The organism is Allobosea sp. P1_A7 (genome assembly GCF_056406775.1).
On the sequence record NZ_JBFTZN010000018.1, the window covers coordinates 80,075 to 106,302 of the forward strand.

At 66.0% G+C, this 26,228-nt stretch carries 22 protein-coding genes and 2 pseudogenes; 8 read left to right on the top strand and 16 right to left on the bottom strand.

Annotated elements, in window-relative coordinates; all coding sequences use genetic code 11:
- Positions 1 to 15 precede the first annotated feature (15 nt).
- From AC1D34_RS05085 to AC1D34_RS05100, 4 genes are all read right to left on the bottom strand, one after another.
- A complete protein-coding gene (locus AC1D34_RS05085) occupies positions 16 to 273 on the bottom strand; it encodes a hypothetical protein (RefSeq protein ID WP_476823651.1) in 258 nt (85 codons plus the stop codon).
- 118 nt (positions 274 to 391) lie between these two features.
- On the bottom strand, positions 392 to 1,906 hold the full coding sequence (gatA, locus tag AC1D34_RS05090) for an Asp-tRNA(Asn)/Glu-tRNA(Gln) amidotransferase subunit GatA (RefSeq protein ID WP_441507632.1): 1,515 nt from the start codon (positions 1,904 to 1,906) through the stop codon (positions 392 to 394).
- A gap of 86 nt (positions 1,907 to 1,992) precedes the next feature.
- A complete protein-coding gene (gatC, locus tag AC1D34_RS05095) occupies positions 1,993 to 2,280 on the bottom strand; it encodes an Asp-tRNA(Asn)/Glu-tRNA(Gln) amidotransferase subunit GatC (RefSeq protein WP_113512524.1) in 288 nt (95 codons plus the stop codon).
- Between the two features lie 200 nt (positions 2,281 to 2,480).
- The gene (locus AC1D34_RS05100) at positions 2,481 to 3,179 is read right to left on the bottom strand and encodes a metal-dependent hydrolase (protein ID WP_476823652.1); all 699 of its coding nucleotides are present in this window, start codon (positions 3,177 to 3,179) and stop codon (positions 2,481 to 2,483) included.
- Between the two features lie 123 nt (positions 3,180 to 3,302).
- Here AC1D34_RS05100 and ade point away from each other — a divergent pair, with 123 nt between their 5' ends.
- Positions 3,303 to 5,003 (top strand): adenine deaminase, encoded by a 1,701-nt coding sequence (gene ade / locus AC1D34_RS05105; protein WP_441507630.1) that lies wholly within the window; start codon positions 3,303 to 3,305, stop codon positions 5,001 to 5,003.
- Positions 5,004 to 5,169: 166 nt separating this feature from the next.
- Here ade and AC1D34_RS05110 read toward each other — a convergent pair whose 3' ends face one another.
- The 5 genes from AC1D34_RS05110 to AC1D34_RS05130 form a co-directional block, all read right to left on the bottom strand.
- Entirely contained in the window at positions 5,170 to 6,150 is a 981-nt protein-coding gene (locus AC1D34_RS05110; RefSeq protein WP_441507629.1) for an Ldh family oxidoreductase, read from the bottom strand.
- Positions 6,147 to 7,076 (bottom strand): hydroxyacid dehydrogenase, encoded by a 930-nt coding sequence (locus tag AC1D34_RS05115; protein ID WP_441491579.1) that lies wholly within the window; start codon positions 7,074 to 7,076, stop codon positions 6,147 to 6,149. Before AC1D34_RS05115 ends, AC1D34_RS05110 begins: the two co-directional genes overlap by 4 nt.
- Positions 7,077 to 7,100: 24 nt before the next feature.
- A complete protein-coding gene (locus tag AC1D34_RS05120; protein WP_441491578.1) occupies positions 7,101 to 8,150 on the bottom strand; it encodes a YeiH family protein in 1,050 nt (349 codons plus the stop codon).
- An 83-nt stretch (positions 8,151 to 8,233) separates the two neighbouring features.
- The gene (locus tag AC1D34_RS05125) at positions 8,234 to 9,424 is read right to left on the bottom strand and encodes a UxaA family hydrolase (protein WP_441507671.1); all 1,191 of its coding nucleotides are present in this window, start codon (positions 9,422 to 9,424) and stop codon (positions 8,234 to 8,236) included.
- A 165-nt stretch (positions 9,425 to 9,589) separates the two neighbouring features.
- A complete protein-coding gene (locus AC1D34_RS05130) occupies positions 9,590 to 9,877 on the bottom strand; it encodes a UxaA family hydrolase (RefSeq protein WP_043234293.1) in 288 nt (95 codons plus the stop codon).
- Positions 9,878 to 9,967: 90 nt separating this feature from the next.
- Between AC1D34_RS05130 and AC1D34_RS05135 the strand changes: the two genes are divergently transcribed.
- The 3 genes from AC1D34_RS05135 (at position 9,968) to ruvX (ending at position 12,338) form a co-directional block, all read left to right on the top strand.
- Positions 9,968 to 10,732, top strand: a complete 765-nt coding sequence (locus AC1D34_RS05135) for a GntR family transcriptional regulator (RefSeq protein WP_476769745.1) — start codon at positions 9,968 to 9,970, stop codon at positions 10,730 to 10,732.
- 68 nt (positions 10,733 to 10,800) lie between these two features.
- On the top strand, positions 10,801 to 11,790 hold the full coding sequence (locus AC1D34_RS05140; RefSeq protein ID WP_441491576.1) for a tripartite tricarboxylate transporter substrate-binding protein: 990 nt from the start codon (positions 10,801 to 10,803) through the stop codon (positions 11,788 to 11,790).
- Positions 11,791 to 11,846: 56 nt separating this feature from the next.
- The gene (gene ruvX, locus AC1D34_RS05145; RefSeq protein WP_476823653.1) at positions 11,847 to 12,338 is read left to right on the top strand and encodes a Holliday junction resolvase RuvX; all 492 of its coding nucleotides are present in this window, start codon (positions 11,847 to 11,849) and stop codon (positions 12,336 to 12,338) included.
- Positions 12,339 to 12,401: 63 nt separating this feature from the next.
- Here the strand turns inward: ruvX and AC1D34_RS05150 are convergent, their stop codons facing one another.
- Entirely contained in the window at positions 12,402 to 12,773 is a 372-nt protein-coding gene (locus AC1D34_RS05150; protein WP_441491574.1) for a hypothetical protein, read from the bottom strand.
- 63 nt (positions 12,774 to 12,836) lie between these two features.
- Complete coding sequence (locus tag AC1D34_RS05155; protein ID WP_476823654.1) at positions 12,837 to 13,328, bottom strand: hypothetical protein; 492 nt, start codon at positions 13,326 to 13,328, stop codon at positions 12,837 to 12,839.
- A gap of 271 nt (positions 13,329 to 13,599) precedes the next feature.
- Here AC1D34_RS05155 and AC1D34_RS05160 point away from each other — a divergent pair, with 271 nt between their 5' ends.
- The gene (locus AC1D34_RS05160) at positions 13,600 to 14,523 is read left to right on the top strand and encodes an AEC family transporter (RefSeq protein ID WP_441507625.1); all 924 of its coding nucleotides are present in this window, start codon (positions 13,600 to 13,602) and stop codon (positions 14,521 to 14,523) included.
- Between the two features lie 218 nt (positions 14,524 to 14,741).
- Complete coding sequence (locus tag AC1D34_RS05165) at positions 14,742 to 14,930, top strand: hypothetical protein (protein WP_441491571.1); 189 nt, start codon at positions 14,742 to 14,744, stop codon at positions 14,928 to 14,930.
- Positions 14,931 to 15,013: 83 nt separating this feature from the next.
- On the opposite strand, the pseudogene dprA reads toward AC1D34_RS05165, so the two are convergent.
- From dprA to AC1D34_RS05185, 4 genes and pseudogenes are all read right to left on the bottom strand, one after another.
- Positions 15,014 to 16,238: pseudogene (dprA, locus tag AC1D34_RS05170) on the bottom strand (DNA-processing protein DprA).
- A gap of 15 nt (positions 16,239 to 16,253) precedes the next feature.
- A complete protein-coding gene (gene plsY, locus AC1D34_RS05175; RefSeq protein WP_441507669.1) occupies positions 16,254 to 16,865 on the bottom strand; it encodes a glycerol-3-phosphate 1-O-acyltransferase PlsY in 612 nt (203 codons plus the stop codon).
- A gap of 48 nt (positions 16,866 to 16,913) precedes the next feature.
- The gene (gene pyrC / locus AC1D34_RS05180) at positions 16,914 to 18,206 is read right to left on the bottom strand and encodes a dihydroorotase (protein ID WP_441507668.1); all 1,293 of its coding nucleotides are present in this window, start codon (positions 18,204 to 18,206) and stop codon (positions 16,914 to 16,916) included.
- A gap of 72 nt (positions 18,207 to 18,278) precedes the next feature.
- Positions 18,279 to 19,223 (bottom strand): aspartate carbamoyltransferase catalytic subunit, encoded by a 945-nt coding sequence (locus tag AC1D34_RS05185; RefSeq protein ID WP_069880943.1) that lies wholly within the window; start codon positions 19,221 to 19,223, stop codon positions 18,279 to 18,281.
- 294 nt (positions 19,224 to 19,517) lie between these two features.
- On the opposite strand from AC1D34_RS05185, the gene topA reads away from it, so the two are divergent.
- On the top strand, positions 19,518 to 22,202 hold the full coding sequence (gene topA / locus AC1D34_RS05190; protein WP_441507623.1) for a type I DNA topoisomerase: 2,685 nt from the start codon (positions 19,518 to 19,520) through the stop codon (positions 22,200 to 22,202).
- Between the two features lie 243 nt (positions 22,203 to 22,445).
- Here the strand turns inward: topA and AC1D34_RS05195 are convergent, their stop codons facing one another.
- Complete coding sequence (locus AC1D34_RS05195) at positions 22,446 to 23,516, bottom strand: DUF2778 domain-containing protein (RefSeq protein ID WP_441507622.1); 1,071 nt, start codon at positions 23,514 to 23,516, stop codon at positions 22,446 to 22,448.
- 1,330 nt (positions 23,517 to 24,846) lie between these two features.
- Here AC1D34_RS05195 and AC1D34_RS05200 point away from each other — a divergent pair.
- Positions 24,847 to 26,228 (top strand): annotated as a pseudogene (locus tag AC1D34_RS05200) (DNA translocase FtsK); the annotation flags it as partial.

Genomic DNA, 26,228 nt, shown 5'->3' on the forward strand with positions numbered 1-26,228 from the left:
GGCGGGGTTTCTCTTTTAGGCGAACTTTCGAGCCAGGAGCCGGCACGCGAAGGCGACGCTAGCCGCCGCCACAGCCGCGATCAGGTTCGCGAGGGGCTGCGCGCCGGCATCGCCCCTCACCTGCTGCACGATGATCAGGAGAAGCAGGAGCGCGGCGACGAAGGCCAGCGCCCCTTGCAGGAAAGTGAGACAGGCCCAGGCGATGGCGCGGCTGAAGATCATGCCGCCAGCCCAGACCCAAAGCATGGTCCAGCGGAAATCTGTCCGCGCCATGCCGGACAAACCGCGAGGTGATGCAGAGCCGGAAACGATCCGGAAACTCCGAAGATCCACGTGACGAATCCCGGGCTCCTGCCTGGAGGCGCCCGGGATTGGCGCCGCGCTCAGGCGCTTACGCCCACCACTTCTCGCCAACCGTGAAGCGGCCAGCCGCGTCCTCGATGACCTGGCCGAGCGAGAACAGCGTCTCCTCGTCGAAGGGGCGGCCGATCAGCTGCAGGCCAAGCGGCAGGCCCTGCGCATCCTGTCCGGCGGGCACCGCGATGCCCGGCAGGCCGGCCATGTTCACCGTGACCGTGAAGACGTCGTTGAGATACATCTCGACCGGATCAGACGAGCCCTTCTCGCCGATGCCGAAGGCCGCCGAGGGCGTCGCCGGCGTCAGCACGGCGTCGATTCCGTCGGCATAGGCCAACTCGAAATCGCGCTTGATCAGCGTGCGGACCTTCTGGGCCTTGAGATAATAGGCGTCGTAATAGCCGGCCGAGAGCACATAGGTGCCGATCATGATGCGGCGCTTGACCTCGGCGCCAAAGCCTTCGGCGCGGGTCTTCTCGTACATCTCGACGATGTCGCGGCCCGGCACGCGCAGGCCGTAGCGCACGCCGTCATAGCGGGCGAGGTTGGAGGAGGCTTCCGCCGGCGCGACGATGTAATAGGCGGGCAGAGCGTATTTCGTGTGGGGCAGCGAGATGTTGACGATCTCGGCACCGGCTGCCTTCAGCCAGGCGATGCCCTGCTGCCAGAGAGCCTCGATCTCGGGCGACATGCCGTCGAGCCGGTATTCCTTGGGAATGCCGATCTTCATGCCCTTCACCGAGCGGCCGACCGCGGCCTCGTAGTCCGGCACGGCGAGGTTCGCGGAGGTCGTGTCCTTGGCATCGTACCCGGCCATCGAGCGCAGCATCACGGCGCTGTCGCGCACCGTCTTGCCGATCGGACCGGCCTGGTCGAGCGAGGAAGCGAAAGCGACCGTGCCCCAGCGTGAGCAGCGGCCATAGGTCGGCTTGATGCCGACTGTCCCGGTGAAGGCCGCCGGCTGGCGGATCGAGCCGCCGGTATCCGTCGCGGTGGCGGCCAGGCAGAGGTCGGCGGCGACGGCGGCGGCCGAGCCGCCCGACGAGCCGCCCGGAACCAGATGGTTGCCCTCGATTGCGCCGGAGCCACCTGCTCCGACATTCGAGCCGCTGCGGCGCCAAGGATTGACGACATTGCCGAAGGCGCTGGTCTCGTTCGACGAGCCCATGGCGAACTCGTCATTGTTGAGCTTGCCGAGCATCACCGCGCCGTCGCGCCAGAGCTGGCTCGTCACGGTCGATTCATAGGCTGGCACGAACTCGCCAAGGATCTTCGAGCAGGCGGTGGTGCGCACGCCCTCGGTGGCGAAGAGGTCCTTGATGCCGAGCGGCAGGCCTTCGAGCGGGCCGCCCTCGCCCTTCGCCAGCCTGGCATCGGAGGCCGCGGCCTGCTTCAGCGCGTGGTCCGGCGTCTCCAGCACGAAGGCGTTGAGCGCGCGGGCCTTCTCGATGGCGGCGATATGCGCCTTGGCGAGGTCAGTCGCGGAAAAGGTCTTTGCCTTGAGGCCGTCGCGGGCCTCGGTCAGCGTCAGGCGGGTCAGGTCGGTCACGTCAGTGGTTTCCGGCAAATTGAACTGGGAGGAGCCCGCGGAGCGCGCCTGGCGCTTCCGGGGAGATAGAACGGGCGGATCAGCGCCTATTCGACCACCTTCGGCACCATGAAGAAATTGTCCTCGGAGACCGGCGCATTGGCGACGATCCGATCGGCGATCTCGCCATCCGTGACGACATCCTGGCGCTGCGTCATCGCCATCGGCGTGACCGATGTCATCGGCTCGACGCCGCTGACATCGACCTCGTCCAACTGCTCGACGAAGCCGAGAATGGCGTTGAGCTCGCCTTGCAGCTTGGGCAGATCGGCCTCGGGCACGGCAATGCGCGCCAGATGCGCGACGCGCTTCACGGTGGCGAGATCGACCGACATGGCAGGCTCCTGAAACTGTGGCTGAACAAGCCGAAACTGATTTGCCCGCGCTATAGCGCGTCGGCGGCAAAAGGATAAGTCAATACTGACGGGTCGTCGGAATCCCGGCCAGAACGCCGGGATCCATCGTCATGGACCGAAGCTGGATGGAGACGGGAATAGCGCGCTTCGTTGCCGATCCCGGATGACGCGGCCTTGCGTCAGATCTCGACCGCCTCGCCCTTCCCGGGCACGAGGGCCCGAACATCGCTGCCCTTCAACGCCGCGACGAACTCGTCGGCATTCTGGGCGATGATCGGGAAGGAGCCGTAATGGCAGGGGATCGCGACCTTCGGCTTGACGAAGCGGGTCATGGCCAGCGCCGCGGTCTTCGCGCCCATGGTGAAGCGGTCGCCGATCGGACAGATGCAGATGTCGACGGCATTCAGTTCGCTGATCAGCGCCATGCCCGGGAAGATGTCGGTGTCGCCCATATGCCAGAGCGTCTTCTCGCCCGGGGCCTTGATGACCACGCCATTGGCGCTGCCGAGCGGGAAAGCGACACCGGCCTCGACCAGGCCGGCCGAGTGATCTGCCCTGACCAGGGTGGTCTGGAAGGAGCCGAGATCGACCGTGCCGCCGGTATTCATCGGCTCGAACTTCTTCAGGCCCTTCGAGGCAAGGTACATGCACAGGTCGAAATTGGTGACGACGGTCGCGTGATTGGCCTCGGCGATGGCAAGCGTGTCGCCGATATGGTCGCCATGGCCATGGGTGATCACGATATGGCTGACGCCCTTCGATGCCTCGGCGGCATTACCCTCGAAGGCCGGATTGCCGGTGAAGAACGGATCGATCAACAGCGAAGCGCCGGGGAGATCGAGGCGGAAGGCCGAATGGCCGAACCAGGTGAGCTTCATGGCGGAACCCCTTAGGCTGACGGGCAAGACAGCCTATCTAGGCCGGCAACGCGCGCCGTCCAAGTCGACTTTGCATCGGGCGACGTGCACGCTGCCACGCCTGGACCAAATGGAACCCTCGCCATGACCGACGCCGCAACCCTTTCCCGCCGCATTGCCCAGGGCCGTGGCGACGAGCCGGCCGATCTCGTCATTCGCGGCGCCAGGCTGTTCGATCTCGTCACCGGCGCCCTGGTCGAGACCGATATCGCGCTCTGCGGTGGAACGATCGTCGGCACCTATGGCCGTTATGAGGGCATCGCGAGCTTTGATGCCCGGGGGCTGATCGCGGTGCCCGGCTTCATCGACACGCATCTTCATGTCGAATCGTCGCTGGTGACGCCGTTCGAGTTCGAGCGCTGCGTGCTGCCGCACGGGGTCACGACCGCGATCTGCGACCCGCACGAGATCGCCAATGTCCTTGGCGTCGAGGGTATCAGCTATTTCCTGCGCTGCGCCGAGGCGATGCGCATGGATTTGCGCGTGCAGCTCTCGAGCTGTGTGCCGGCGACGCATCTGGAAACAGCAGGGGCCCGACTGGAGGCGGGCGACCTGACGCCGCTGATGGACCATCCCAAGGTGATCGGGCTCGCCGAGTTCATGAACTTCCCGGGCGTGCTTCACCGCGATCCCGGCTGCCTCGCCAAGCTCGAAGCCTTCTCTCACCGGCATATCGATGGCCACGCCCCGCTGGTCCGTGGAATGGACCTGAACGGCTACCTCTCGGCCGGCATCCGCACCGATCATGAAACGACCACGGCCGAGGAGGCGCGCGAAAAACTCGCCAAGGGCATGGCGATCCTGATCCGCGAGGGCTCGGTGTCGAAGGACCTGCATGCCCTGATCCCGCTGATCACCCGCGACGCCTCGCCCTTCCTCGCGTTCTGCACTGATGATCGCAACCCGCTCGACATCGCCGAGGAAGGCCATCTCGACTACATGATCCGCACTGCGATCGCCGCCGGGGCGGATGTGCTTGCGACCTATCGCGTCGCGACGCTCGCGGCTGCACGGAATTTCGGCCTGTTCGATCGCGGCTTCATCGGGCCCGGCAAGCGCGCCGACATCGTGCTCGTGGATGATCTCGCGACCTGCCAGGTGAAGTCTGTCTTTGCGGGAGGCCGGCTCGTCGAGGGGGCCCTCTTCGCGGATCGCAAGCCCATTCCGCCGGTTGGCCTCGGCAGTGTCCGGTGCCGCAGACTGGAGCCGGGAGATTTCAAGGTCGCGGCCCGGTCCGGCGACACCCCCGTCATCGGCGTCGTGCCGGGCCGCATCATCACCGAGCGGCTGGCGATGTCCCTGCCCGCCCGGGATGGAGAGGCCCTGCCCGACCTCACGCAGGACGCGGTCAAGGTCACGGTGATCGAACGGCATGGCAAGACGAACGGCATCGCGACCGGCTTCGTCCACGGCTTTGGCATGAAACACGGCGCCATCGCCTCTTCCGTCGGCCATGACAGCCATAATCTCTGCGTCGTCGGCGTCGACGAAGCCTCGATGGCGGCTGCCGCCAACCGGCTGATCGAGATCGGCGGCGGGTTCGCCGTCGCGGATGGTGGCGTGGTCAAGGCGGAGCTGGCGCTGCCGGTTGCCGGCCTGATGAGCGACCAGCCTTTCGAGGTCGTGCGGCACGGCCTGGAGGGCTTGAGAACGGAAGCGAGGGCGCTCGGCGTCGTGCTGGCCGAGCCGTTCCTGCAGGTCGCCTTCCTGACCTTGCCGGTGATYCCGCATCTGAAGATCACCGACAAGGGGCTGGTCGATGTCGACCGGTTCGACTTCGTCTGAGATCTAGCTTCACGGCATCGGCCCGCAGAGTGGATTGCGGACTTCAGGCCGATGCCGACACAGAAAGTCGGATCATCGGACCGGATGCGAGCCGGTTCGTTGATATAGACTTTTGTCTTTGCATCGGCTTTCCCGAAAACCGCAATCCACTCTGCGGGCCGATGCTTTAGGCGGAGAGGATTTCCTCAGGGATCAGAATCCCTTCAGCGCGGGCCTTCGCACGCAGATTCAAGCGCCTCGTCCCCGGCAGGCGCGTGCCTGGCTGGTCCTCTATCGCGTGGGCCAGCAGCTTCATGCGTTCGGCGAACCAATTGCCGCCCATGCTGGCGGGATCGATCGCGAGGATGAGCTGGCCGGTATCGGGTGGACCGCCCTTGTCGTCGATGAAGGAGGACGCCTGGAAGGCGAAATGCGTGCCGACCAGTGCCGCGGCGAGGATCTCCACCATCATCGCCAAGGTCGCGCCCTTGGCGTCGCCGAGCGGCACCATGGTGCCGGCAATCGCGGCGGCCGGGTCGGTTGTCGGCTTGCCATCCGCATCGAGCGCCCAGCCTTCGGGGATGGGCTCGCCCTTCTGTCTGGCGGCGACGATCGGCCCGCGCGCGACCTTGCTCAGCGCCATGTCGATGACGACCGGCTCGCGCCCGGCGAGCGGTGCGGCAAAGGCAATGGGATTGGTGCCGAAGACCGGCTTCGAGCCGCCCCAGGGCGCCATCGCGCCCGGCGTATTGGCGAAGAGCAAGGCGACGAGCCCCTGCTCGGCCAGGCGCTCGACATGCAGTCCCGCAGCGCCGCAATGGTTCGAGCGCCTGATCGGTGCCGCGACGACGCCCTGGGCGCGTGCGAGTTCGGGCAGCTCGCTGACCGCAAGATCGATCGCGGGATAGGCAAAGCCATGGGCGGCGTCGATGGCGAGCACGCCGGGCTTCGGTCGCCGGGCGATCGGCACGGCCTGGCCATCGATCTTTCCCGATTTCAGCATGGCCAGATAGGTCGGCACACGCGAAAGGCCGTGGCCCTTCAAGCCGTCGGCCTCGGCCATCACCAAGGCCCAGGCAACGGAGGCGGCATTGGCCGCTGAAGTCCCCGCAGCGGCGAACAGCGCCGCAATTCTGGCTTCGGCCTCCTCCAGAGAAAGGCGGGTCATGTCCGCCCCTCCAGCGCGGCGATGACGCGCTCCGCGACGAGGCCGGAAACGCGCCCGTTCGATTCGACGGTATTGCCGGCGATATGCGGCGTCAGGATCAGGTTCGGCGTGCCGGCGAAGAGCTTGGCGCCGCCGCGCAGCGGCTCCTCCTCGAAGACGTCGAGCGCCGCACCGGCGAGCCTGCCGCTCTTCAGGGCCTCGACCAGCGCGGCCTCGTCCATGACTCCGCCACGCGAGGCGTTGATCAGGATCGCGTCCGGCTTCATGCGCGCGAAGGACGCGCTTCCGATTAGCCCCTTGGTCTCCGAGGTCAGCGGCAGATGCAGGCTGATTACATCCGAGGTCGCAAGCAGGGCATCGAGCTCCAGCCGCTCGACATTGCTCCAGACCGGATCACCGGCTGGAACATAGGGGTCGTAGGCGGCGATGCTCATCCCGAGCAAGCGGGCATGCGCCGCAGCGTCACGCGCGATGGCGCCAAAGCCGACGAGCCCCATGCGCTTGCCGGCGATCTCGCGGCCGATCAGCTTTGTCTTTGGAAATTCGCCAGCCAGCATGGCTGCATTGGCGAAATAGGCGCCGCGCAACAGGGTCATCGCCGTGCCGATGACATATTCGACGACCGAGAGGCTGTTCGCCCCGGTCGCCGGGAAAACCTTGATGCCGCGGCCGGCGCAGGCTTCCATGTCGATATTGTCGAGGCCGACGCCAAGCCGGCCGATGACCGTCAAATTCTTCGCGCCTGCCAGCAACGCCCCTCTCACCTGCGTCTGGTTGCGGACGATGAGGGCCGGGATGTCGGCGACCAGCCGGGCGAGTTCGTCCGGCTTGCCGAAGAGTTCAGGGTCGTGATGAACCGCGTAGCGGGCGCTGAGGCTTGCGACCGCAGCCTCATCCATGAATTCGGTGATGACGATATCGGTCATGGCTCTCCCGCCTTGCGTGGCTGCTCAACCCAATGCTGTCAGGCCGCCGAGGACGAGCCCGAGAATGACGAGGCTGGTCCCGGTGACGACGACAAGATGCCGCCAGCCCAGCCGCACCATCGAGCCGATCGAGGTGCCGAGCCCGAGCGCGGCGATCGCGATCAGAAGCCCCCAGCGCGAGGCCTCCAGCAAGGCCGCGCGCACCGGCTCATAGAATCCGGCCAGCGTGGGCTGCGTCGCAAACGCGCTGTTGACCAGGCAAAGCGCCAGGAAGACGAAGGCGAAAACCGGGACCGGCACCTTGGCATCACTGGGATGGCCGCCTTCGCGCGCCATCCACCAGCCGACGAGCAGCACCGCGGGCAGCAGCAGGAAGACGCGGAACAGCTTGACGATGACGGCAGCATTGGCCGCATCGTCGGAAACAGACTGGCCGGCGCCGACGACCTGCGCGACGTCGTGAATCGAGGCCCCCAGCATGACGCCGGTTTGGGTCGGGCTCAGGCCGAGCCAGACGCAGATCAGCGGGTAGGCCAGCATCGCGATCGTCGCGAGCGCATTCATGGCGATGACCGTGAAGGCGACATCGGCGGCCTTGCCGCGATAATCCGGAAGCACGCTCGCCGTCGCCAGCGCCGCAGAGGCGCCGCAAACCGCGGTCGCAACCCCGGCAAGCGCGCCAAAACCGTGTTCGCGCCCGAGCAGGCGGGCCAGCCAGAAGCCGGAGATGACTGTCACGATCATCGAGAACACGACCAGCAAAGCGGTCGACAGGCCGAGCGCGATGATGTCGCCGAGCGCGATGCGCAGGCCGAGCAGCGCTATAGCCCAGCGCAGCATCTTCTTGACGCAGAAGACCATGCCAGCCTGGAACCGAACGGTATTCGCCAGCGGATGCAAGGCCATGCCGATCAGCAGGGCGATGACAACTGCAGGGATGCCGATCTTGCCGCCGAGCCAGGTCTTCAGGACCGGCTCAGCCAGGACCGACGCAATGGCAACAGCGGTCGAGAGCACGATCCCGTCGAGAAGCGGGCGCCAGGCGCTCAGCGGAGAGGATGAGGCGACGGACAAGAACTCTGCTCCGGCTTGCTCTGCCAGTCTTCGGCAGGTGGAGGGCGGGCGGCATAGCGCCCGCCCGCCGGTTTAGTGTCCGGTCAGGCCGAGCGATAGAGCTTGGTCATCGAAAACTCGCGATGCCCCAGTGCTTCGGCCGCGGTCATACGCCCATTGGCGGTGCGCACGATATTCTGGATGAGCGCATCGCCGGCCTGCGAAATCGTCAGGTCGCGGCGCAGGATGCCGGAGACGTCGACATCGATATGCTCCGGCATGGTGCGCATCGTCTTGGGATTGCCGGTGATCTTGATGACCGGGACGATCGGATTGCCGATGACGTTGCCCTGCCCCGTCGGGAATGTGTGCACGACATAGCCGCCGGCCGCCATCAGGGTCACGCATTCCGCCGCGGCCGAGGAGGTGTCCATGTAGTAGAGGCCGGGGCCCTTGGCCGGCGCTTCCGCCGGCTCGAGGATGTCGATGAACTTGCACTCCCGGCCGATCTTCTCGAGATTGCCGAGCGCCTTTTCCTCGATCGTGGTCAGGCCGCCGGCGATGTTGCCCTTGGTCGGCTGGCTGTCGGAGAGGTCGTCGGTCTTGTGGGCCTCGATCACGTCGTCCTGGTAGGCCTTCCACATCTTGTACCAGCGCTCGCCGACCTCCGGTGTCGCGGCGCGGGCCTTGCAGAGATGCTCCGCACCGGTGATCTCGGAGGTCTCGCCGAAGACGCCATAGACGCCGCGCGGAATCCATTTGTCGTACATGTTGCCGACGGTCGGGCAGGAGGAGAGCCCGGTCGTGGTGTCGGATTCACCGCATTTGGTCGAGACCCAGAGCTCCTCGATGCCGCATTTCTCGCGCTGCAGCTCGGTCGCCCACTGCACGAACTCCTTGGCGACATAGGACGCCTTGGCGATCGTGGCGATGTCGCCATGGCCCTCGATGCCGAAGCCGACGACCGGCTTGCCGGTCTTGGCGATGCCGTCAACGACCCGCTTGGTCCAGCCATCCTCGATGCCGATGACGATGACGGCGGCTACATTGGGGTTGGATCCCGTGCCGATCAGGGTGCGGAAATGGACCTCGAGATCCTCGCCGAACTGCAGGCGGCCATAGGCATGCGGAATCGCGAGCGTGCCCTTGATATTATTGGCGACCGCCTCGCAGGCGGCATTGGAGAGGTCGTCGAGCGGCAGCAGCAGGACGTGGTTGCGCACGCCGACGCGGCCATTCTCCCGGCGCCAGCCATGGAACGAATCGAGACTGCGGCCGGTCGGGCGCTTCACCATCGGCGCCTTGAACTCGGGCGCTTCGATCTTGCGGCCCTTGATGCGTCCGAGCTTGCCCTTCACGAGATCGAAATTGGCGACGATCGACATGGCGTTTCCTTCGTTTTCTTGACGGGCTCGACCCTGGCGGGAGCCCCGGAACAGGTCAGGCGGCGAACGTGCCGATCACCAGCGCTTGGTCTTGGCGTTGTGCACGTGGAGATGCTCGCCCTTGCCGATATCGGCKACGGCCTTGCCGATGTCCTGGCCGTATTTCCAGATCGTGTCGCCCTTCTTGATGTCCTTGAGCGCGACCTTGTGGCCGATCGGGATGTCCATCTTCGCGGCCAGGCGAAAATCCGAATTGTCGTGGGTGACGACGCAGAGCATGTCCGTCCCGGCCTTCAGGCCCTCGACGACGACGACACCGACGGTGTCCTTCTGCTCATGCACCAGGAGATGGGGCTTGCTCATGTAACGCCTCCTTCAAGCTTGCGAAGGTTCGCTCTGGCCCGTGCGAAAATCGGGCTCGACCTGCGCTCGGTGAAGTCTTATATAAGACATATGAGTGTGCACAAGCTCGAAAATGCAGAGCGGCGCGGCGCGGTCGACACGGCTGAGCCGCTGGGCTTTCGGCCGCTCTATCGCCAGGTGAAGGCGATCCTCGTTCGCCGGCTCGTCGATGGCGTCTGGGCGCCGGGCGAAGGTCTGCCGAGCGAAGGGCAACTCGCTGCCGAGATCGGCGTCAGCCAGGGCACGGTGCGCAAGGCGCTGGACGAACTGGCTTCCGAAAATCTCGTCGTTCGCCGACAGGGGCGCGGCACCTTCGTGGCCGAGCACGACGAGCGCCGCATCCTGTTCCAGTTCTTCAAGCTGGTGCCCGACCATGGCGAGCGGCGCTTTCCCGACAGCGCCGTGCTGAGCATCGCGACCGGACTGGCTGACGCAGCCGAGCAAGCTGCGCTGGATCTCGACGACAAGGCGCCGGTCATTCGCATCCGCCGGATGCGCTCGCTCGATGCGGCGCCGCTGATCGTCGAGACGCTGACCCTGCCGCAACATCTGTTCCCGGGGCTGGAGCATGGACCGGTGCCCAACAATCTCTACAGCCTGTTCGCGGCGCGCTACGGCGTGACGATCGCGCATGCGCGTGAGAAGCTGAAGGCCGTCGCCCTGTCCCCGGTGGATGCAGCTGCGCTCGGTGTCGAAGCCGGCCGGCCCGCCTTGCAGATCGACCGCGTGGCTCTGGCGCTTGACGGCATGCCCGTCGAACGACGCCTCAGCCTCTGTCTGACCGAGGAGGCTCATTACCTTTCCGACCTGCGCTGAGGCGCGGGCGGCATACCCGTTCCATACCAAGCCGCCGGAGAGCGGTTCGTCACGACCGGAGGAAATGAATGATTGCCAAGACGACGAGACGCCTCGCACTCGCGGGGTTGCTGGCGCTAGGACTTGCCTCGCCCGCGGCGGCGCAGGGATTTCCAACCAAGCCACTGACATTGATCGTGCCCTTTGCGGCGGGCGGACCGAGCGACGTGATCGCGCGGTTGCTTGCCGACCATATGGGTCGCACGCTCGGCCAGCAGGTGGTGGTCGAGAACATCGCCGGTGCCGGCGGCACGGCCGGCGCCAAGCGCCTCGCCGCATCCGACGCCGACGGCCACACTCTGCTGATCCACCATCTCGCGCTCGCGGCCGCGCCTTCGCTCTACAACAATCTCGGATACGACACGCAGACCGCTTTCGCGCCCGTCGGGCTGGTGAATACCGGGCCYATGGTCGTGGCCGGCAAGCTCGCATTGCCGCCGGTGGACGCCAAGGCGTTCTTCCCCTTCGCCAAGCTGCAGGCCGACAAGCTGACCATCGCCCATGCCGGGATCGGCTCGAACGCCCATCTCTGCGCGGTCCTGCTCTCGCAGGCGCTCGGCGCGAAGTTCACACAGGTTGCCTATCGCGGCACAGGTCCTGCGATGAACGATCTCGTCGCCGGGCAGGTCGACGTGCTCTGCGACCAGTCGACCACCGCGGTGCCGCAGGTCCAGGGCGACAAGGTCCGTGCCTATGCGGTGACCTCGACCGAGCGCCTCGGCGTGCTGCCGAACACGCCGACCGCGCGCGAGGCCGGCACCGATCTGGAGATGACGATCTGGCACGGGCTCTACGCGCCGAAGGCAACTCCGGCAGCGGCGCTCGACAAGCTGAACGGCGCGCTGAAGGCCGCTCTCAAGGACCCCGTCGTCCTGGAGCGCTTCAAATCGGTCGGCACCAGCGCCTTTCCTGAAGCTGAATGGAGCCGCGACGCCCATGCCAAGCGCTTTGGCAGCGAGATCAGCAAATGGGCGACCTCACTCAAGGCCGCCGGCGTGACCCCGCAGAACGTGAACTAGACGCCATCCCCCACGCGCCGCTCGCCAGTACGGGCGGCGCGTGCTACCCGGCCCTGATGTCAGCCAATCTGGTTCCTCTCGAAACCTTCCTGAATCTGCCCGATCACGCGCGGCTGCTCGGCCTCGACCTCGGCACCAAGACGATCGGCCTCGCGCTGTCCGATGTGGAGCGCCAGATCGCAACGCCGCTGGAGACGATCAAGCGGGTCAAATTCGGGCTCGACGCAGCAGCCCTGCTGAAGATCGCCACGAAATTCGACGTCGCAGGGCTGGTCATCGGCCTGCCGCTCAACATGGATGGCACGGAAGGGCCGCGCGTCCAGTCGACACGGGCCTTCGTCCGCAACCTCGCCCCCCTCACCGCCTTGCCGATCGCATTCTGGGATGAGCGCATGTCGACGCTGGCCGTGACGCGCACCTTGCTCTCGGCGGACGCCTCCAGAGCCAAGCGCGCCGAGGTGGTCGACAAGATGGCTGCGGCCTACATCCTGCAGGGTGCGCTCGATCGCCTGATGCGCATGGAGCCCCCGGACACCGACGAGGCCTGACATGCGAACGCCGCCACGGTTTCCCGCGACGGCGCCTCTATCCTGACATTGCCGGGCGGCGGGTTACGGAATGACGTAGCCGCGCTTGATCGCCTTCTTTTGCGCCTCTCGGTGGTTCTTGATCGCGCGCTTCTGATCCTCGAGGCTCATGCCTGCCATCGGATTGTTGTTGCGCGGCCCGCGATCATAGCCGCCGCCATCATAGGAGCCGCGCCGGTCGTCGTAGCGTGGGCCGCGCCGGTCGTCATAGCGTGGGCCGCGATCGTAGCCGCGGTCATACCCGCGATCAGGGCCACGCCCGTAACGCGGGCCGGGCTCGTAATAAGGATCGCGGTTACTGCCGCCATAGTACTGCGCCGAGGCGGGAGCCGCCCACAGCACTGCCGACGCCGCAAGTCCAAGGCCGACCAGCAGGGCCTTGCTGTAAACGCTCATTCTCGTCCTCCATGACCGCGCACAAAGCCGGTCCGCCTCAAAACTCAAATCCCGGGCCGACGATCAGTTGCCGCCGCGCGCCGGATCGGTGGTTCCGTTACGGGAACCACCATAGGGGCCACGCTCTGAATAATAGTTACCGGGGCCGTAGTACTCGCCATGGTAGCGCGGGCGCTGATAGACAACCACGGGCTCCTCATAGACATAGGCGGGCTGGTAGCCGTAACTCGGCTGATAGTAGCTCGGCTGGYAGCCGTATCCCCCGTAGGCGTAGCCATCATCGTAGTAGTAGGTCCCGGAATAGGCCGGCCGGTTGGCTGCGATGGCAGCCGCGCCGAGAAGACCAACACCAACGGCGCCTGCGATGGCAACGTTACGGTTGCAACAGCCCCAGCCCCGTCCACGATAGTAGCTGTATCCGGCGCCGGCCTTGTCGAGGCGGCTTGCGTCAACGCCGGCGCGGGGCTCGCTGGCCGCCGCCGGCAGGACGAATCCAGCGGCCGAGACCGAGACGGTGGCCAAAGCCACGATGGCGGATTTCCTGAGAGAAGACACGGGTCATATCTCCTGCGATTCACGCGCCTGAACCTGGATCGCATGATCAGGCATCATGCTTGAATGCGGCCTGAACCAATCACGGCGGGATTGCGGCGGATGCAACTCGGACTGCGCGGGACGCGCGCTTGTTCGGGGCCGGCTGTCGTGAGAGGGGTTACGAAACGCCTCCGATGACAGTTTCCCGTCCATCAACGTCAGCTTTGGCAGATTGTTCCGGCGCTCGGATTCGCGCTGCCGGCGCCAAAGGCCGTCGCAGCCAGGTCCCGATATGAATCCGATCATCAACAGCCTGGTGGCGATCTTCCTGGTGCTCGCGACCGGCTGGGCCCTGAAGGCTCGCGGTTTCGTCTCCCCCAGCCACTGGGCCGGGGTCGAACGGCTGACCTATCAGGTGCTGTTCCCGGCAGTCGTCATTCACACCCTGGCCGTCGCGGATCTGAGCCAGTTGCCGGTGCTGGCGATGGGGCTGACCCTGGTCACCGCGATTCTCGGCGTATCGACCGTCCTCCTGATCGTTCGCCCCCTGCTTTCGCGTGTCGGAATCAACGGCCCGGCCTTCACCTCGGTCCTGCAGGGCTCGGTGCGCTGGAACACCTTCGTCGCGCTGGCCCTGGCGGCCGGGCTGCACGGCCGTGAGGGGGCAACGTTGATGGCGATCGCGGTGGCCTCGATGATCCCGCTGCTGAACGTGCTCTGCGTCCTCGTCTTGGCGCGCTTTGCCGTCGGGCGCCCGATGAGCGCGGCAGAGACGGCGCGCTCGATCGCAGTGAATCCCTTCATCTGGTCGTCTGCCGTCGGACTTCTGCTCAACCAGATGCAATGGATGCTGCCCGCGGCCCTCACGACCTATGTCGATATCCTCGGCCGGGCGGCGCTGGGTGTCGGGCTGCTCGTGGTCGGCGCCGGGCTCGAGATCCATCGCTTGAAGCAACCGCGACTAGCCCATGGCCTTGCCATCGGGCTCAAGCTCGTCGTGATGCCGCTCGTCGCCTGGATATTGGCGCGGCAGTTCGGCGTCACCGGCACCGCACTGACGATCACGGTGGTCGCGGCTGCGGTGCCGACGGCTACCGCGGCCTATTTCCTCGCGCGCGACATGGGTGGCGACGCCCCGTTGATGGCCGAGATCACCACGATGCAGACCCTTCTGGCGCTCGTGACATTGCCGGTGGCGGTCCTGCTTCTGGGATGATTCCAGACGCGCGTCAGACCCGCCTGCCGATGCACGCAGAAATTGAATTCGTTATTCCGTTAGGTCATTCTACGCATTGAGATCGCGTCGCTGCACGACCGCAGCGCCGCATCGTTCAAGGGCAAGCTGCCATGACTGCGCGAGGGCCGAGGCCAGGCCGCAAGACCAGAAATCCTCCCCATACGCCATTCGAGGCCGCTTCGTTCTCGACCACTCCCGTGAGCCTGGAGAGCTCCGCCGCCCAGCAACTCGGAGTTGCCGAGTACATCGAGAGCATTTGTGTGGAATTGCGCATGATGGCCCGGGCGGCCAAGCTCGAAACGCTGGTCTACTTCCTCGACATGGCCCGGATCGAGGCCACGATCCAGATCGAGAGCCACGGAACGCTCGGCAAGCCATCCGACTGAAGACGTTCTCCGACGGAAGGAAGCCCTCCGACTGACGGCCGATTCCGCGAGGTTTGATGGCCGGGCGGGCCGTCCCGACGCGCTCAGGGCATGACGCGCGAAAGCGCGCCGCCGGGATGGCGCAGAATCGTGCCGTCGAGTTCCAGCTCGATCAGCAGCCGGCCGACATCGCGGGCGGAGCGGCCGCTGGCCCGGATCAGGTCGTCCAGGGAAACGGGAGCTGCTCCAAGCAGGGCCAGGACGCGCGCGCGGATCTCATCGCCTCCCCCTTCTCCTTCCGCTTCGCCTACCGCTTCCGACGGTGGTTCGAGATCGGAGCCGGCGATGGCAGGGGGCAGAACCGTCCTCGGCGCCGGGGAGATTTCCGGCAGATCGAGTTCGTCCCAGAGGTATTCTGATTCCGGATCATAGCCCGCGCGTGGTTGTGCGAGGCCTGTCGGCAGGGCGCCGCCATGGCCCAGCAACGGTGCGAGCGCCTCGATGACATGCGCGGCCTCTGCGCATAGCGTCGCGCCTTCACGGATCAGGTGATTGCCGCCCTCGGCGCGCGGATCGAGCGGCGAGCCCGGTACGGCAAAGACCTGGCGCCCCTGTTCATTGGCGAAGCGGGCGGTGATCAACGACCCAGACTTGCGTGCCGCCTCGACGACGACAGTGCCGAGCGCAAGCCCGGAAACTAGGCGGTTGCGCCGCGGAAAGTCGCGTCCGCGCGGGGCCCACCCCATCGGCATTTCGCTGATCGCCGCTCCCGACATGATCAGTCGCTCGAACAATTGAGCGTTCTGGGGCGGATAGATTTCGTCGAGCCCACCTGCCAGTACGGCGACCGTGCCGGTGCCCAGGCTCGCGCCATGGGCAGCGGTATCGATGCCGCGCGCCAACCCCGACACCACGACGAAACCGGCCTCGCCGAGATCCTGCGCCAGCCTGGCGGTGAATTTGAGGCCGGCCGCCGAGGCGTTACGCGAGCCGACCAACGCGACGCAGGGGCGCAGCAGGACCTCGCCGCGACCAAGCACGAGCAAGAGCGGCGGCGCGGAATCGATCGCCTGCAGCGGCCGCGGATAGTCGGGCTCTCCGAGGGCGATCAGTCGGCCGCCACACCGGCGCAGCGCTTCGATCTCGCGTTCGGCCTCGGCAACGGAGCAAATCCGGATGCTGCGGCCCGAGGTCCGTGCCAGTTCTGGCAGCGCATCGAGCCGCGGCACCGCCAAACCGATTCATCAGAGCGCGGAAGGTGCGTGGGCCGATGCTTTCGCTGCGGATGAGCCGGAGCCAGTCGAGACGCTGGCGATCGGTGAGTGCGATGCCAGCCATCCCTGATCAGCCCTTCTGGCCGATCTTGCCCTCGCTGCGGTCCAGCAGCCTGGCAATGTTCTCGCGATGCATGAACCAGAGCAGCACAGTCAGAACGGCCATCAGCACGGCCATGCGCGGCTCGTTCGCCCAGAACCAGAGCAGCAGCGGCGTCAGCAGGCTGGCGAGCAGCGCAGCAAGCGATGAATAGCGGCTGAGATAGGCGACGCTAAGCCAGATTGCCGCGAAGGTCACCGCGATCGGCCATTTCAACCCGATCAGAATGCCGAGATAGGTGGCGACGCCCTTGCCGCCCTTGAAGCGCAGCCAGACCGGGAAGAGATGCCCGAGGAAGGCACCGAGCCCGGCGAGGAGCGCAGCATCCCGGCCGCCGATCAGATAGAGCCCGACGAGCACGGCCGCCGTGCCCTTGAGCATGTCGCCCACCAGGGTCAGCGCCGCCAGCTTCTTGTTGCCGGTGCGCAGGACATTGGTGGCGCCGATATTGCCCGAGCCGATGCTGCGAAGATCAGGTCCGCCGCTGAGGCGCGTCAAAACGACACCGAAAGGGATCGAGCCCAGCAGATAACCGATGGCCACGGCAGCCAGTGCCGAAGACCCGGGCAGGCCCAAACTCATCATCTCAGGCATTCCGCCCCCGCTTCCCCAGGCCATCGCCGCAAGAGCTTAGACTGCGTCCGCCTCGTAGACCACTCGTCCGGCAACGAAGGTTGTGCGTACCAACCCATCGAGCCGCGCCTCGTCGAAGGGCGAATTCTTGGCCCGCGATTTCAGCTTGCGCTTGTCGACGACATAGGGCGCGTCGGGATCGAGCAGGATCAGATCGGCCGGAGCTCCGACCGAGAGGCGCCCGCACGACAATCCAAGCAGAGCGGCCGGGCGCGTCGAAAGCGCCGCCAGCAGTGTCGGCAGATCGGTCTGCCCTGCATGGACCATGCGCAGCGCTGCCGACAGCATCGTCTCGATGCCGAGCGCGCCATTGGCGGCCTCGGCGAAGGGCTGGCGCTTGGTCTCGACATCCTGCGGGTCATGGTCGGAGACGACGACATCGATCACGCCCTCGGCCAGCGCGGCCACCATGGCGAGCCGCTCGTCCTCATGGCGCAGTGGCGGCGAGACCTTGCAGAAGGTGCGGTAGTCGCCGACGTCGTTCTCGTTCAGCGTCAGATTGTTGATCGAGACGCCGCACGTGATCCGCACGCCATCGGCCTTGGCCCGGCGCACGAGTTCGACGGATTCGGCGCAGGAGATCATCGCGGCGTGGTAGCGCGCGCCGGTCGCCCGCGCCAGGCGGATATCCCGCTCCAGCATGACGGTCTCGGCTTCGATCGGAATGCCCGGCAGGCCCTTGCGGCTGGCGAACTCACCCTCGTTCATCACGCCGGCGCCGCGCAGGTCCGGATCCTCGAGATGGTTCATCAGCAGCGCATCGAAATCGCGGCCGTAGATCATGGCGCGGCGCATGACCTGCGGATTGCGCACGGCCCGGGAGCCATCGGTGAAGGCGACTGCGCCTGCTTCGAGCAGCAGGCCGAACTCGGTGATCTCCCGGCCCTCGATCCCCTTGGTCAGGGCAGCAGCCGGCAGCACGTTGACGACCGCCTTGTCGCGGGCACGGCGCTTGATGAAATCGATAATGGCGGGATCGTCGATCGGCGGATCGGTATCCGGCCTGCAGACGACCGTGGTGACCCCGCCGGCCGCGGCGGCCTGCGAGCCCGTGCCGAGCGTTTCGCGGAACTCCGCTCCCGGTTCACCGAGAAAGGCGCGCAGATCGACCAGCCCTGGCGCGAGGATTAGGCCGCCCGCATCGACCCGCTGCACGCCCTCGCCCGTCGCCGGAGCGGCGCCCCAGGCGATCTCCGCAATCGCACCATCGCGCAGCAGAAGCGCACCCGGCCCCTGCCGGCCCGATGCAGGATCGACCAGTTGGGCGTTGACGATCGCAAGCTCGCGCATTTCGGACATGATCTCGCTCGGTCTCGCCTTCAGTGTTGTGTTCCAACCGGCCGGGGAATGGCTCGGCCGCGCTCAGCCATTGGGCAGATGCTGGGCCAGCGCATCCAGAACCGCCATGCGGACGGCGACCCCCATCTCGACCTGCTCGCGAATCAAGGACTGAGCGCCGTCAGCGACTTCCGAGGAAATCTCGACGCCGCGATTCATCGGGCCGGGATGCATTACGAGCGCGTCCGGGCTGGCCAGCGCGAGCTTGTCGCGGTCAAGGCCGAAATAGCGGAAATACTCCTTCGGCGACGGCACGAAGGCGCCGTGCATGCGCTCGAGCTGGAGACGCAGCATCATCACGATATCAGCCCCTTCCAGTCCCTTCTTCATGTCGGTGAAGACGGAGACGCCCATACGCTCGATGCCAACCGGAAGCAGGGTCGAGGGGGCGATCAGGCGGACCTTTGCGCCAAGCGCATTGAGCAGGATGATGTTGGAGCGGGCGACCCGCGAATGCACGATGTCGCCGCAGATCGCGACGGTCAGCCCGGCGATCCGGCCCTTGTTGCGGCGGATCGTCAGCGCATCGAGCAGGGCCTGGGTCGGGTGTTCATGCGCACCGTCGCCGGCATTGACGACAGAGCAGTCGACCTTGCGGGCGAGCAGGTTGACCGCACCGGCGGCGTGATGGCGCACCACCAGAATATCGGGGCGCATCGCGTTCAGGGTGGCGGCCGTGTCGATCAGCGTCTCGCCCTTCTTCACCGAAGAGGATGCTACCGACATGTTCATCACGTCGGCGCCGAGGCGCTTGCCGGCAAGCTCGAAGGAGGCCTGCGTGCGCGTCGATGGCTCGAAGAAGAGATTGATCTGGGTGCGGCCGCGCAGGGTCGCCGTCTTCTTCTCGACCTGTCGCGAAAGCGCGACATAGTCCTCGGCGCGATCGAGGAGAGCCTCGATATCCAGATGCGACAGGCCCTCGATGCCGAGGAGGTGGCGGTGCGGATAGGTCGGGGCTGGCGATGTCATTTGAAGGTGGTTGTTTAGGCACAGACTCAAGACGGCGCAAGCGGCGAGATGGCCATTGTCCAGCGCTTCGTCCAAGGGCGGGCCGGAGCGACCGCGCGGGGAACGGCCGGAAAGCGACAGTTGATCGCCGCGCCACTGTTGCATTCGCGCAGCAATCCCTATTTGACAGCGCTGTCGTGCTGAACCACTTTCGCGCGCAATTCCGAACCTGACCCCGGGCGCCCAGCGCCAAGCCAGGCCGGACCGGCACGATGCGTGCTGGCCCTGCCCCTTTGTCATGAGACTTTAGCTGCCATGAAGCTCCTCGTCGTCGAGTCGCCGGCCAAGGCCAAGACGATCAACAAGTACCTGGGCTCCGATTACGAGGTCATCGCCTCGTTCGGGCATATTCGCGACTTGCCCGCGAAGGACGGCTCGGTTGATCCCGAAGACGACTTCAAGATGCTCTGGGAAATCGAGGGGCGCGGCGCCAAGCAGGTCGCGGAGATCGCCAAGGCGGCCAAGGGTGCCGAGAAGATCATTCTCGCAACCGACCCGGATCGCGAGGGCGAGGCGATTTCCTGGCACGTGCTGGAAGCGCTTAACCAGAAGCGCGCCATCAAGGGCATTCCGGTCGAGCGCGTCACCTTCAACGCCGTGACCAAGGATGCGGTGCAGAAGGCCCTCGCCAACCCGCGCCAGATCGATCAGGCCTTGGTCGACGCCTATCTGGCGCGCCGCGCGCTGGACTATCTCGTCGGCTTCACCCTGTCTCCGGTGCTTTGGCGCAAGCTGCCCGGTGCCCGCTCGGCCGGGCGCGTCCAGTCGGTGGCCCTGCGCCTCGTCTGCGAGCGCGAACGCGAAATCGAAGCCTTCAGGGCCCGGGAATACTGGTCGCTGGTTGCGACGCTCGCGACCGATACCGGCGCGACCTTCGAGGCTCGCCTGGTCGGAGCCGACGGCAAGAAGATCACCCGGCTCGACATCGGCACCGGGGCGGAGGCCGAAGCCTTCAAGGCGGCGCTGGAGACAGCTCTCTTCAACGTGGCGCAGGTCGAGGCCAAGCCGGTCAAGCGCCACCCCTACCCGCCCTTCCAGACTTCGACGCTGCAGCAGGAAGCCTCGCGCAAGCTTGGCATGGCACCCGCCCGCACCATGCAGGTTGCGCAGCGGCTCTATGAAGGCGTCGACATCGGCGGCGAGACCGTCGGTCTCATCACCTATATGCGAACCGATGGCGTCGACATGGACGGCAGTGCCATCACGGCTGCCCGCAGCGTCATCGGCAAGGAGTTCGGTGCGGCCTATGTGCCGAGCGCGCCCCGCAAATACACGGTCAAGGCCAAGAACGCGCAGGAAGCCCACGAGGCCATCCGCCCGACCGATCTCGGCCGGCTGCCAGCGATGGTCGTGCGCCATCTCGAGCCCGAACAGGCCAAACTCTACGAGTTGATCTGGAAGCGCACCATCGCGAGCCAGATGGAATCGGCCTCGCTGGAGCGCACGACGGTGGACGTCGCCGCCAAGGTCGGCTCGCGTCATCTGGAGCTGCGTGCCACCGGTCAGGTCGTGCTCTTCGACGGCTTCCTGACGCTCTATCAGGAGAGCCGCGACGACGAAGAGGATGAGGACAGCAAGAAGCTGCCGCCGATGAAGGCGGGTGACGGGCTGGAAAAGCGCGCCATCGCCGCCGATCAGCACTTCACCGAGCCGCCGCCGCGCTTCTCCGAGGCGAGCCTGGTCAAGCGCATGGAAGAGCTCGGCATCGGCCGGCCCTCGACCTATGCCGCGACGCTGGCCACGCTGCGCGACCGCGAATATGTCCGCATCGAGAAGAAGCGGCTGGTGCCCGAGGACAAGGGCATGCTGGTCACCGCTTTCCTCGAGAGCTTCTTCGGACGCTATGTCGAGTTCGACTTCACGGCGAGCCTGGAAGAGAAGCTCGACCGTGTCTCAAATGCCGAGATCGACTGGAAGGCGCTGCTGCGCGAGTTCTGGGAAGAGTTTACCCAGGCCATCGCCGGCACCAAGGACCTGCGCGTCACCGAGGTGCTGGAAGCGCTGAACGGTGTGCTGGGAGAACATATCTTCCCAGCGCGCGGCGATGGCGGCGATCCGCGCACCTGCCCGACCTGCGGCACCGGTCAGCTCTCGCTGAAGCTTGGCAAGTTCGGCGCTTTCGTCGGCTGCTCGAACTACCCGGAATGCCGCTACACCCGGCCGCTGACCGTTCCGGCCAATGACGGCGAGGCCACGGCCGAGGGTGGCCAGGGCGCGCCCGGCGTGCGGGTCCTTGGCAAGGATCCGGTCACGGATCAGGATGTGACGCTGCGTGACGGTCGTTTCGGCCCCTATGTCCAGCTCGGCGAGGGCGAGAAACCGAAGCGCCAGAGCTTGCCCAAGGGCATGAGCGCGGCTGCCGTCGATCTCGACAAGGCGCTGGCACTGCTTGCGCTGCCCAAGGAGGTCGCGAAGCATCCGGAGAGCGGCGAGCCGATCCTGGTCGGCATCGGTCGCTACGGCCCCTACGTCCAGCACGGCAAGACCTACGCCAATATCGACAAGGACGACGATGTCCTCGCGCTCGGCGGCAACCGCGCCATCGACCTTATCGTCGCCAAGGAGAGCGGCGCGGGCGGAGGACGGTTCGGTCGTGGAGCGGCGGTGCCAGGACGGGAGGTCGGCGAGCATCCTGCTGGCGGCAAGCTCGTCGTGCGCGCCGGCAAATACGGCCCCTATGTCAACTGGGGCAAGGTCAACGCGACCCTGCCCAAGGCGATGACGCAGGAGAGCCTGACGCTCGAACAGGCGGTCGAACTCGTCAACGCCAAGGCCGAAGCCGGAGGCGCGAAGGGCGGAGCGAAGGCAGCCGCCAAGACGAAGCGTCCAAGCGCGGCGAAGGCGCCAGCCAAAGCGCCGGCAAAGAAGGCTGCCGGCAAGACGGCCGCCAAGGCTGCGCCGAAGTCGAAGGCCAAGACCAAGGCCGACGCCGAGGGCTGACCCTCGGCGTGCTCTCGCTTCAGGGAAGAGGCTGGCCAAGCTTATCGCGGCGAGGCTTCTGCCCGGCTCAATCTTCGCGCCCTATGGACATGCTCCCATAGGGCCAGCGCTGTTCTTGATGCCGATAGGCTTCCCCCTGCTCCAGGAAAAGCGGCCAGCCTGGGTCGGCGCAATGCAGCGACCGATTGGATTCGTTGCGCAGTGGAGGAAAAGCGGCCTCGGACGCGGGCCGCGAAGTCCGGCCTACATGCTGGCTACGACGACCAGGCGTTTGACCTCACCCCTGAGATAGGCCTGCAGGAACTTGTCGTAGTCCCTGAACGAAACGCATCCGTTCGAATCCCCTCGCGGTCCGAGGAGGTAGGTATGCGCCAACAGGCCGGCGCGTCCGTGGATGGCGCCGCTGCCGCCGACCGGGTGGAGCCGTATGGCCCGCACACCGTGGAAAAGAGCCTCGCGCTCCTTCAGATCGTAGACATGCGGCGGCGTGACACCCTGCATCCTCACATGCGCGAAGCGTGGGTCGTCCATCTTGTCGCCGAGCCCAGAATGCGCCTCGAGCCGGTCGCCATTTGGCATGTACACCATGCGCGCCGAGATATCGTAGATGGCCGTCGCCTGGGCCGAGACGCCCGCCGAAGCCGGCAAGGTCGGGCTGAGCTTTCTGCCGCGGCTCCTGTCGACGACGTCGTCCTCCGGCGCCGCATAGGCGAGAGCCGGCCCCGACGAGCGCTGCACCCCAAAGATCTTCTCGAAGAACGAGCGGTTATCTGCTGCCGTCGGCGCGGGCGGGACGGCGGCGGTCCGTGTCCGCCGGGTGGTCTGGCGCTCGACTACGCGCGGAGCCTCCGGATCGGCGGGAAGGCGAAGCTCGGACGGGCGCGGCACCGGAAGCGGCGTAATCTGAGCGAGCTTGGGCGCGTCCTGCGGCTGCGGCACCGGCGCAACGATCTCCGGTTCGACGGCCGGAGCCGGCAGCTCGACGGGGTCGGCAGGGGGCGCCGCGGCGGATTGGAAGCCGGCGGCCAGGGGAGAGCTTTCGCCAAGGGTGAGAGGAGCCGGCCCCAGCGAATAGTCGGGATCAAGGAGCGGATCGTAGCGTCGGCTGGAAGCGACCAAGATCGGTTCCAGCATGGGGGCAAGCTCACGCACGGCAGAGACGATCGGCTGACCGTCCTTCTGTGCCCAGAAGCCGGCTGCCGCGCTCAGACCCAGGGTCGCGACGACGAAGGCAATTCGGGAGAAACGGATCCTGTGTCGGCGATTGCGCGCACGAGGGGCGAGGCCAGCAGTCGGACCGGACGAAAAACTCATGCGTCGTACTCTCGGGATACTCTGGTACTCTTCCCGCCTCCGACGCGCGCCAACACCCACCCCGCTCACGCAGACTCATCACGATGAGCCGCAAGCGGGTCGGCTTGCTGTCCCGATCTTCAGTGCTGGGAAACCCTAACTGTGTTCGATCTTGATTAAGCGCGCGCTTGGTTAATCATGAATGAAGCTGAATCATGTTTTTCAAAGTGCGACCCTTTGGCGCGTCCGACGCTCAGCCCCCTCGGCAATCACTGCGGCAGGCCCCGTATCTAACGACGGTGAGGGAAGCTGTGGCGTTGCGTGGCTCGCTCCGTCCGGCTTGAGTTTCACGAGGCGTTAACCCTGCCCCGATACGCATTCAGCACCACCGTCCCTTCCAAAATAGTAGCCGTAACTGTCGATGCGTAAGTTGAAACTCTATCCGCAACGTATCGACGGAAACGACGATCATTGCCCGACATCCATGCCCGGCAGCTCTGACGAGAGGGCCGCGAGGCAGGTCCCTCACGGTCTGCGCGCTCAGCTGCCCGTTTCCGCGGTCATCACTCCCGTGCACCGAGCGCCGGACCCTGACGCGGCGCCCAGTCGTGTGCGCTACACAAGGACGCCGGACCATCTCCTGCGGAAGGTGTGGGGTGGGCTGGGGGCTACGACGACACCCATGGTGGACGTCGACGCGGTCGTTGAGGCCAAGGTCGAGATCGATCCATGCGATGCGATCCCGCCTGCGGACGAAGACCATGTGAGTTTCGAAGAAGCCACGCCGGAAGTAGCCGCACGGGAAGTCATGGAGATCGTTCCCGCTGAGAGCGAGGCGGATGGCGCACTCGAGCTCTACGCGAATATCTCGGACCATGCGTTCTGGGATCTTGGGTCGATCTCTGCCGAAGGCATGTCCAGCCCCGCGCCTGAGGCGCCGTGGGAGGAGCCAGCGACGCCTCTGCACCGGGACTATGCCGAAGACGCTCCATCCTCAGTCGAGAGCGGGGACGCTGATGCGGTCCTTGCTCTTCCGGTTAGCGACCTAGCACTGAACGTCATTCCCAGTTCCGCTCCGGCCTTGAGCTGGTCGCAAACCTATACGGTCAACCTCCAACTCGGAGGCGCTGCATGGTCCAAGAGCGACATCGCGCCCGGTGTGCAGGCGTCCGGCGAAAGCCGCTCGCATGCCGAGCCCCGCGTGGCGCAAGCCGTTCTGCCTGCAGCCAAGCTGGAAAGCGAGCCTGAGCCAACCCGGAATGGCGAGGCCGACGAACCTGCCGGTGTCGATCGTCAGGCAAGACGACGCAAGGCGCTGCCTGCGCCCGCACCCCTCATGCAGACGGGCGTCTTCGAGCTGCCGCCGCTGAGCTATCTTGCCGAGCCGAAGACGCAGCCCGAGGCGGCGGTCTCGACCGAGACCCTGCAGCAGAATGCGGGATTGCTCGAAGGGGTGCTCGAGGATTTCAACATACGCGGCGAGATCGTCCAGGCCTGTCCCGGCCCGGTCGTGACGCTGTACGAGCTTGAGCCGGCGCCGGGCATCAAGTCGTCGCGGGTGATCTCGCTGGCCGACGACATCGCCCGCTCGATGAGCGCGATCTCGGCGCGTGTCGCCGTCGTCCAGGGCAAGAACGCGATCGGCATCGAACTGCCCAATGCCAAGCGCGAGACCGTCTTCCTGCGCGAGCTGCTCGCCAGCCAGGATTTCGAATCGACCAAGCACAAGCTGGCGCTYTGCCTCGGCAAGACCATCGGCGGCGAGCCGGTGATCGCCGATCTTGCCCGCATGCCGCATCTGCTCGTCGCCGGCACCACCGGCTCGGGCAAGTCGGTCGCGATCAACACCATGATCCTGTCGATCCTCTACCGGCTSAMSCCCGMRCAGTGCCGGCTGATCATGGTCGATCCCAAGATGCTCGAGCTCTCCGTCTATGACGGCATCCCGCATCTGCTCACCCCCGTCGTCACCGACCCGAAGAAGGCGGTGGTCGCGCTGAAATGGGCGGTGCGCGAGATGGAGGAGCGCTACAAGAAGATGTCGARGCTCGGYGTGCGCAACATCGACGGCTTCAATGTCCGGGTCGGCGAGGCGCTGGCTGCCGGCGAGATCATCACRCGCACCGTGCAGACCGGCTTCGACAAGCATTCCGGCGAGGCGATCTACGAAGAAGAGGTGATGGATCTGGGGCCCCTGCCCTATATCGTCGTCATCGTCGACGAGATGGCCGACCTGATGATGGTCGCCGGCAAGGAAATCGAGGGCACGATCCAGCGCCTGGCGCAGATGGCGCGCGCCGCCGGCATCCATGTCGTGCTGGCGACCCAGCGGCCCTCGGTCGACGTCATCACCGGCACGATCAAGGCCAATTTCCCGACCCGCATCTCGTTCCAGGTCACCTCGAAGATCGACAGCCGCACCATTCTCGGCGAGATGGGCGCCGAGCAGCTGCTCGGCCAGGGCGACATGCTCTACATGGCCGGTGGCGGCCGCATCACCCGCGTGCACGGGCCGTTCGTCTCGGATGCCGAGGTCGAGAAGGTCGTGGCGCATCTGAAGACGCAAGGCCGGCCGGACTATCTCGACGCGGTCACCGCCGAGGAGGAGGCCGGCAGCGATGACGAGGATGGCGGCGCCGTCTTCGACAAGAGCGGCATGGGCCAGGCCGAGAGCGAGGATCCCTACGACCAGGCGGTCGCGGTCGTGCTGCGCGACAAGAAGGCCTCGACCTC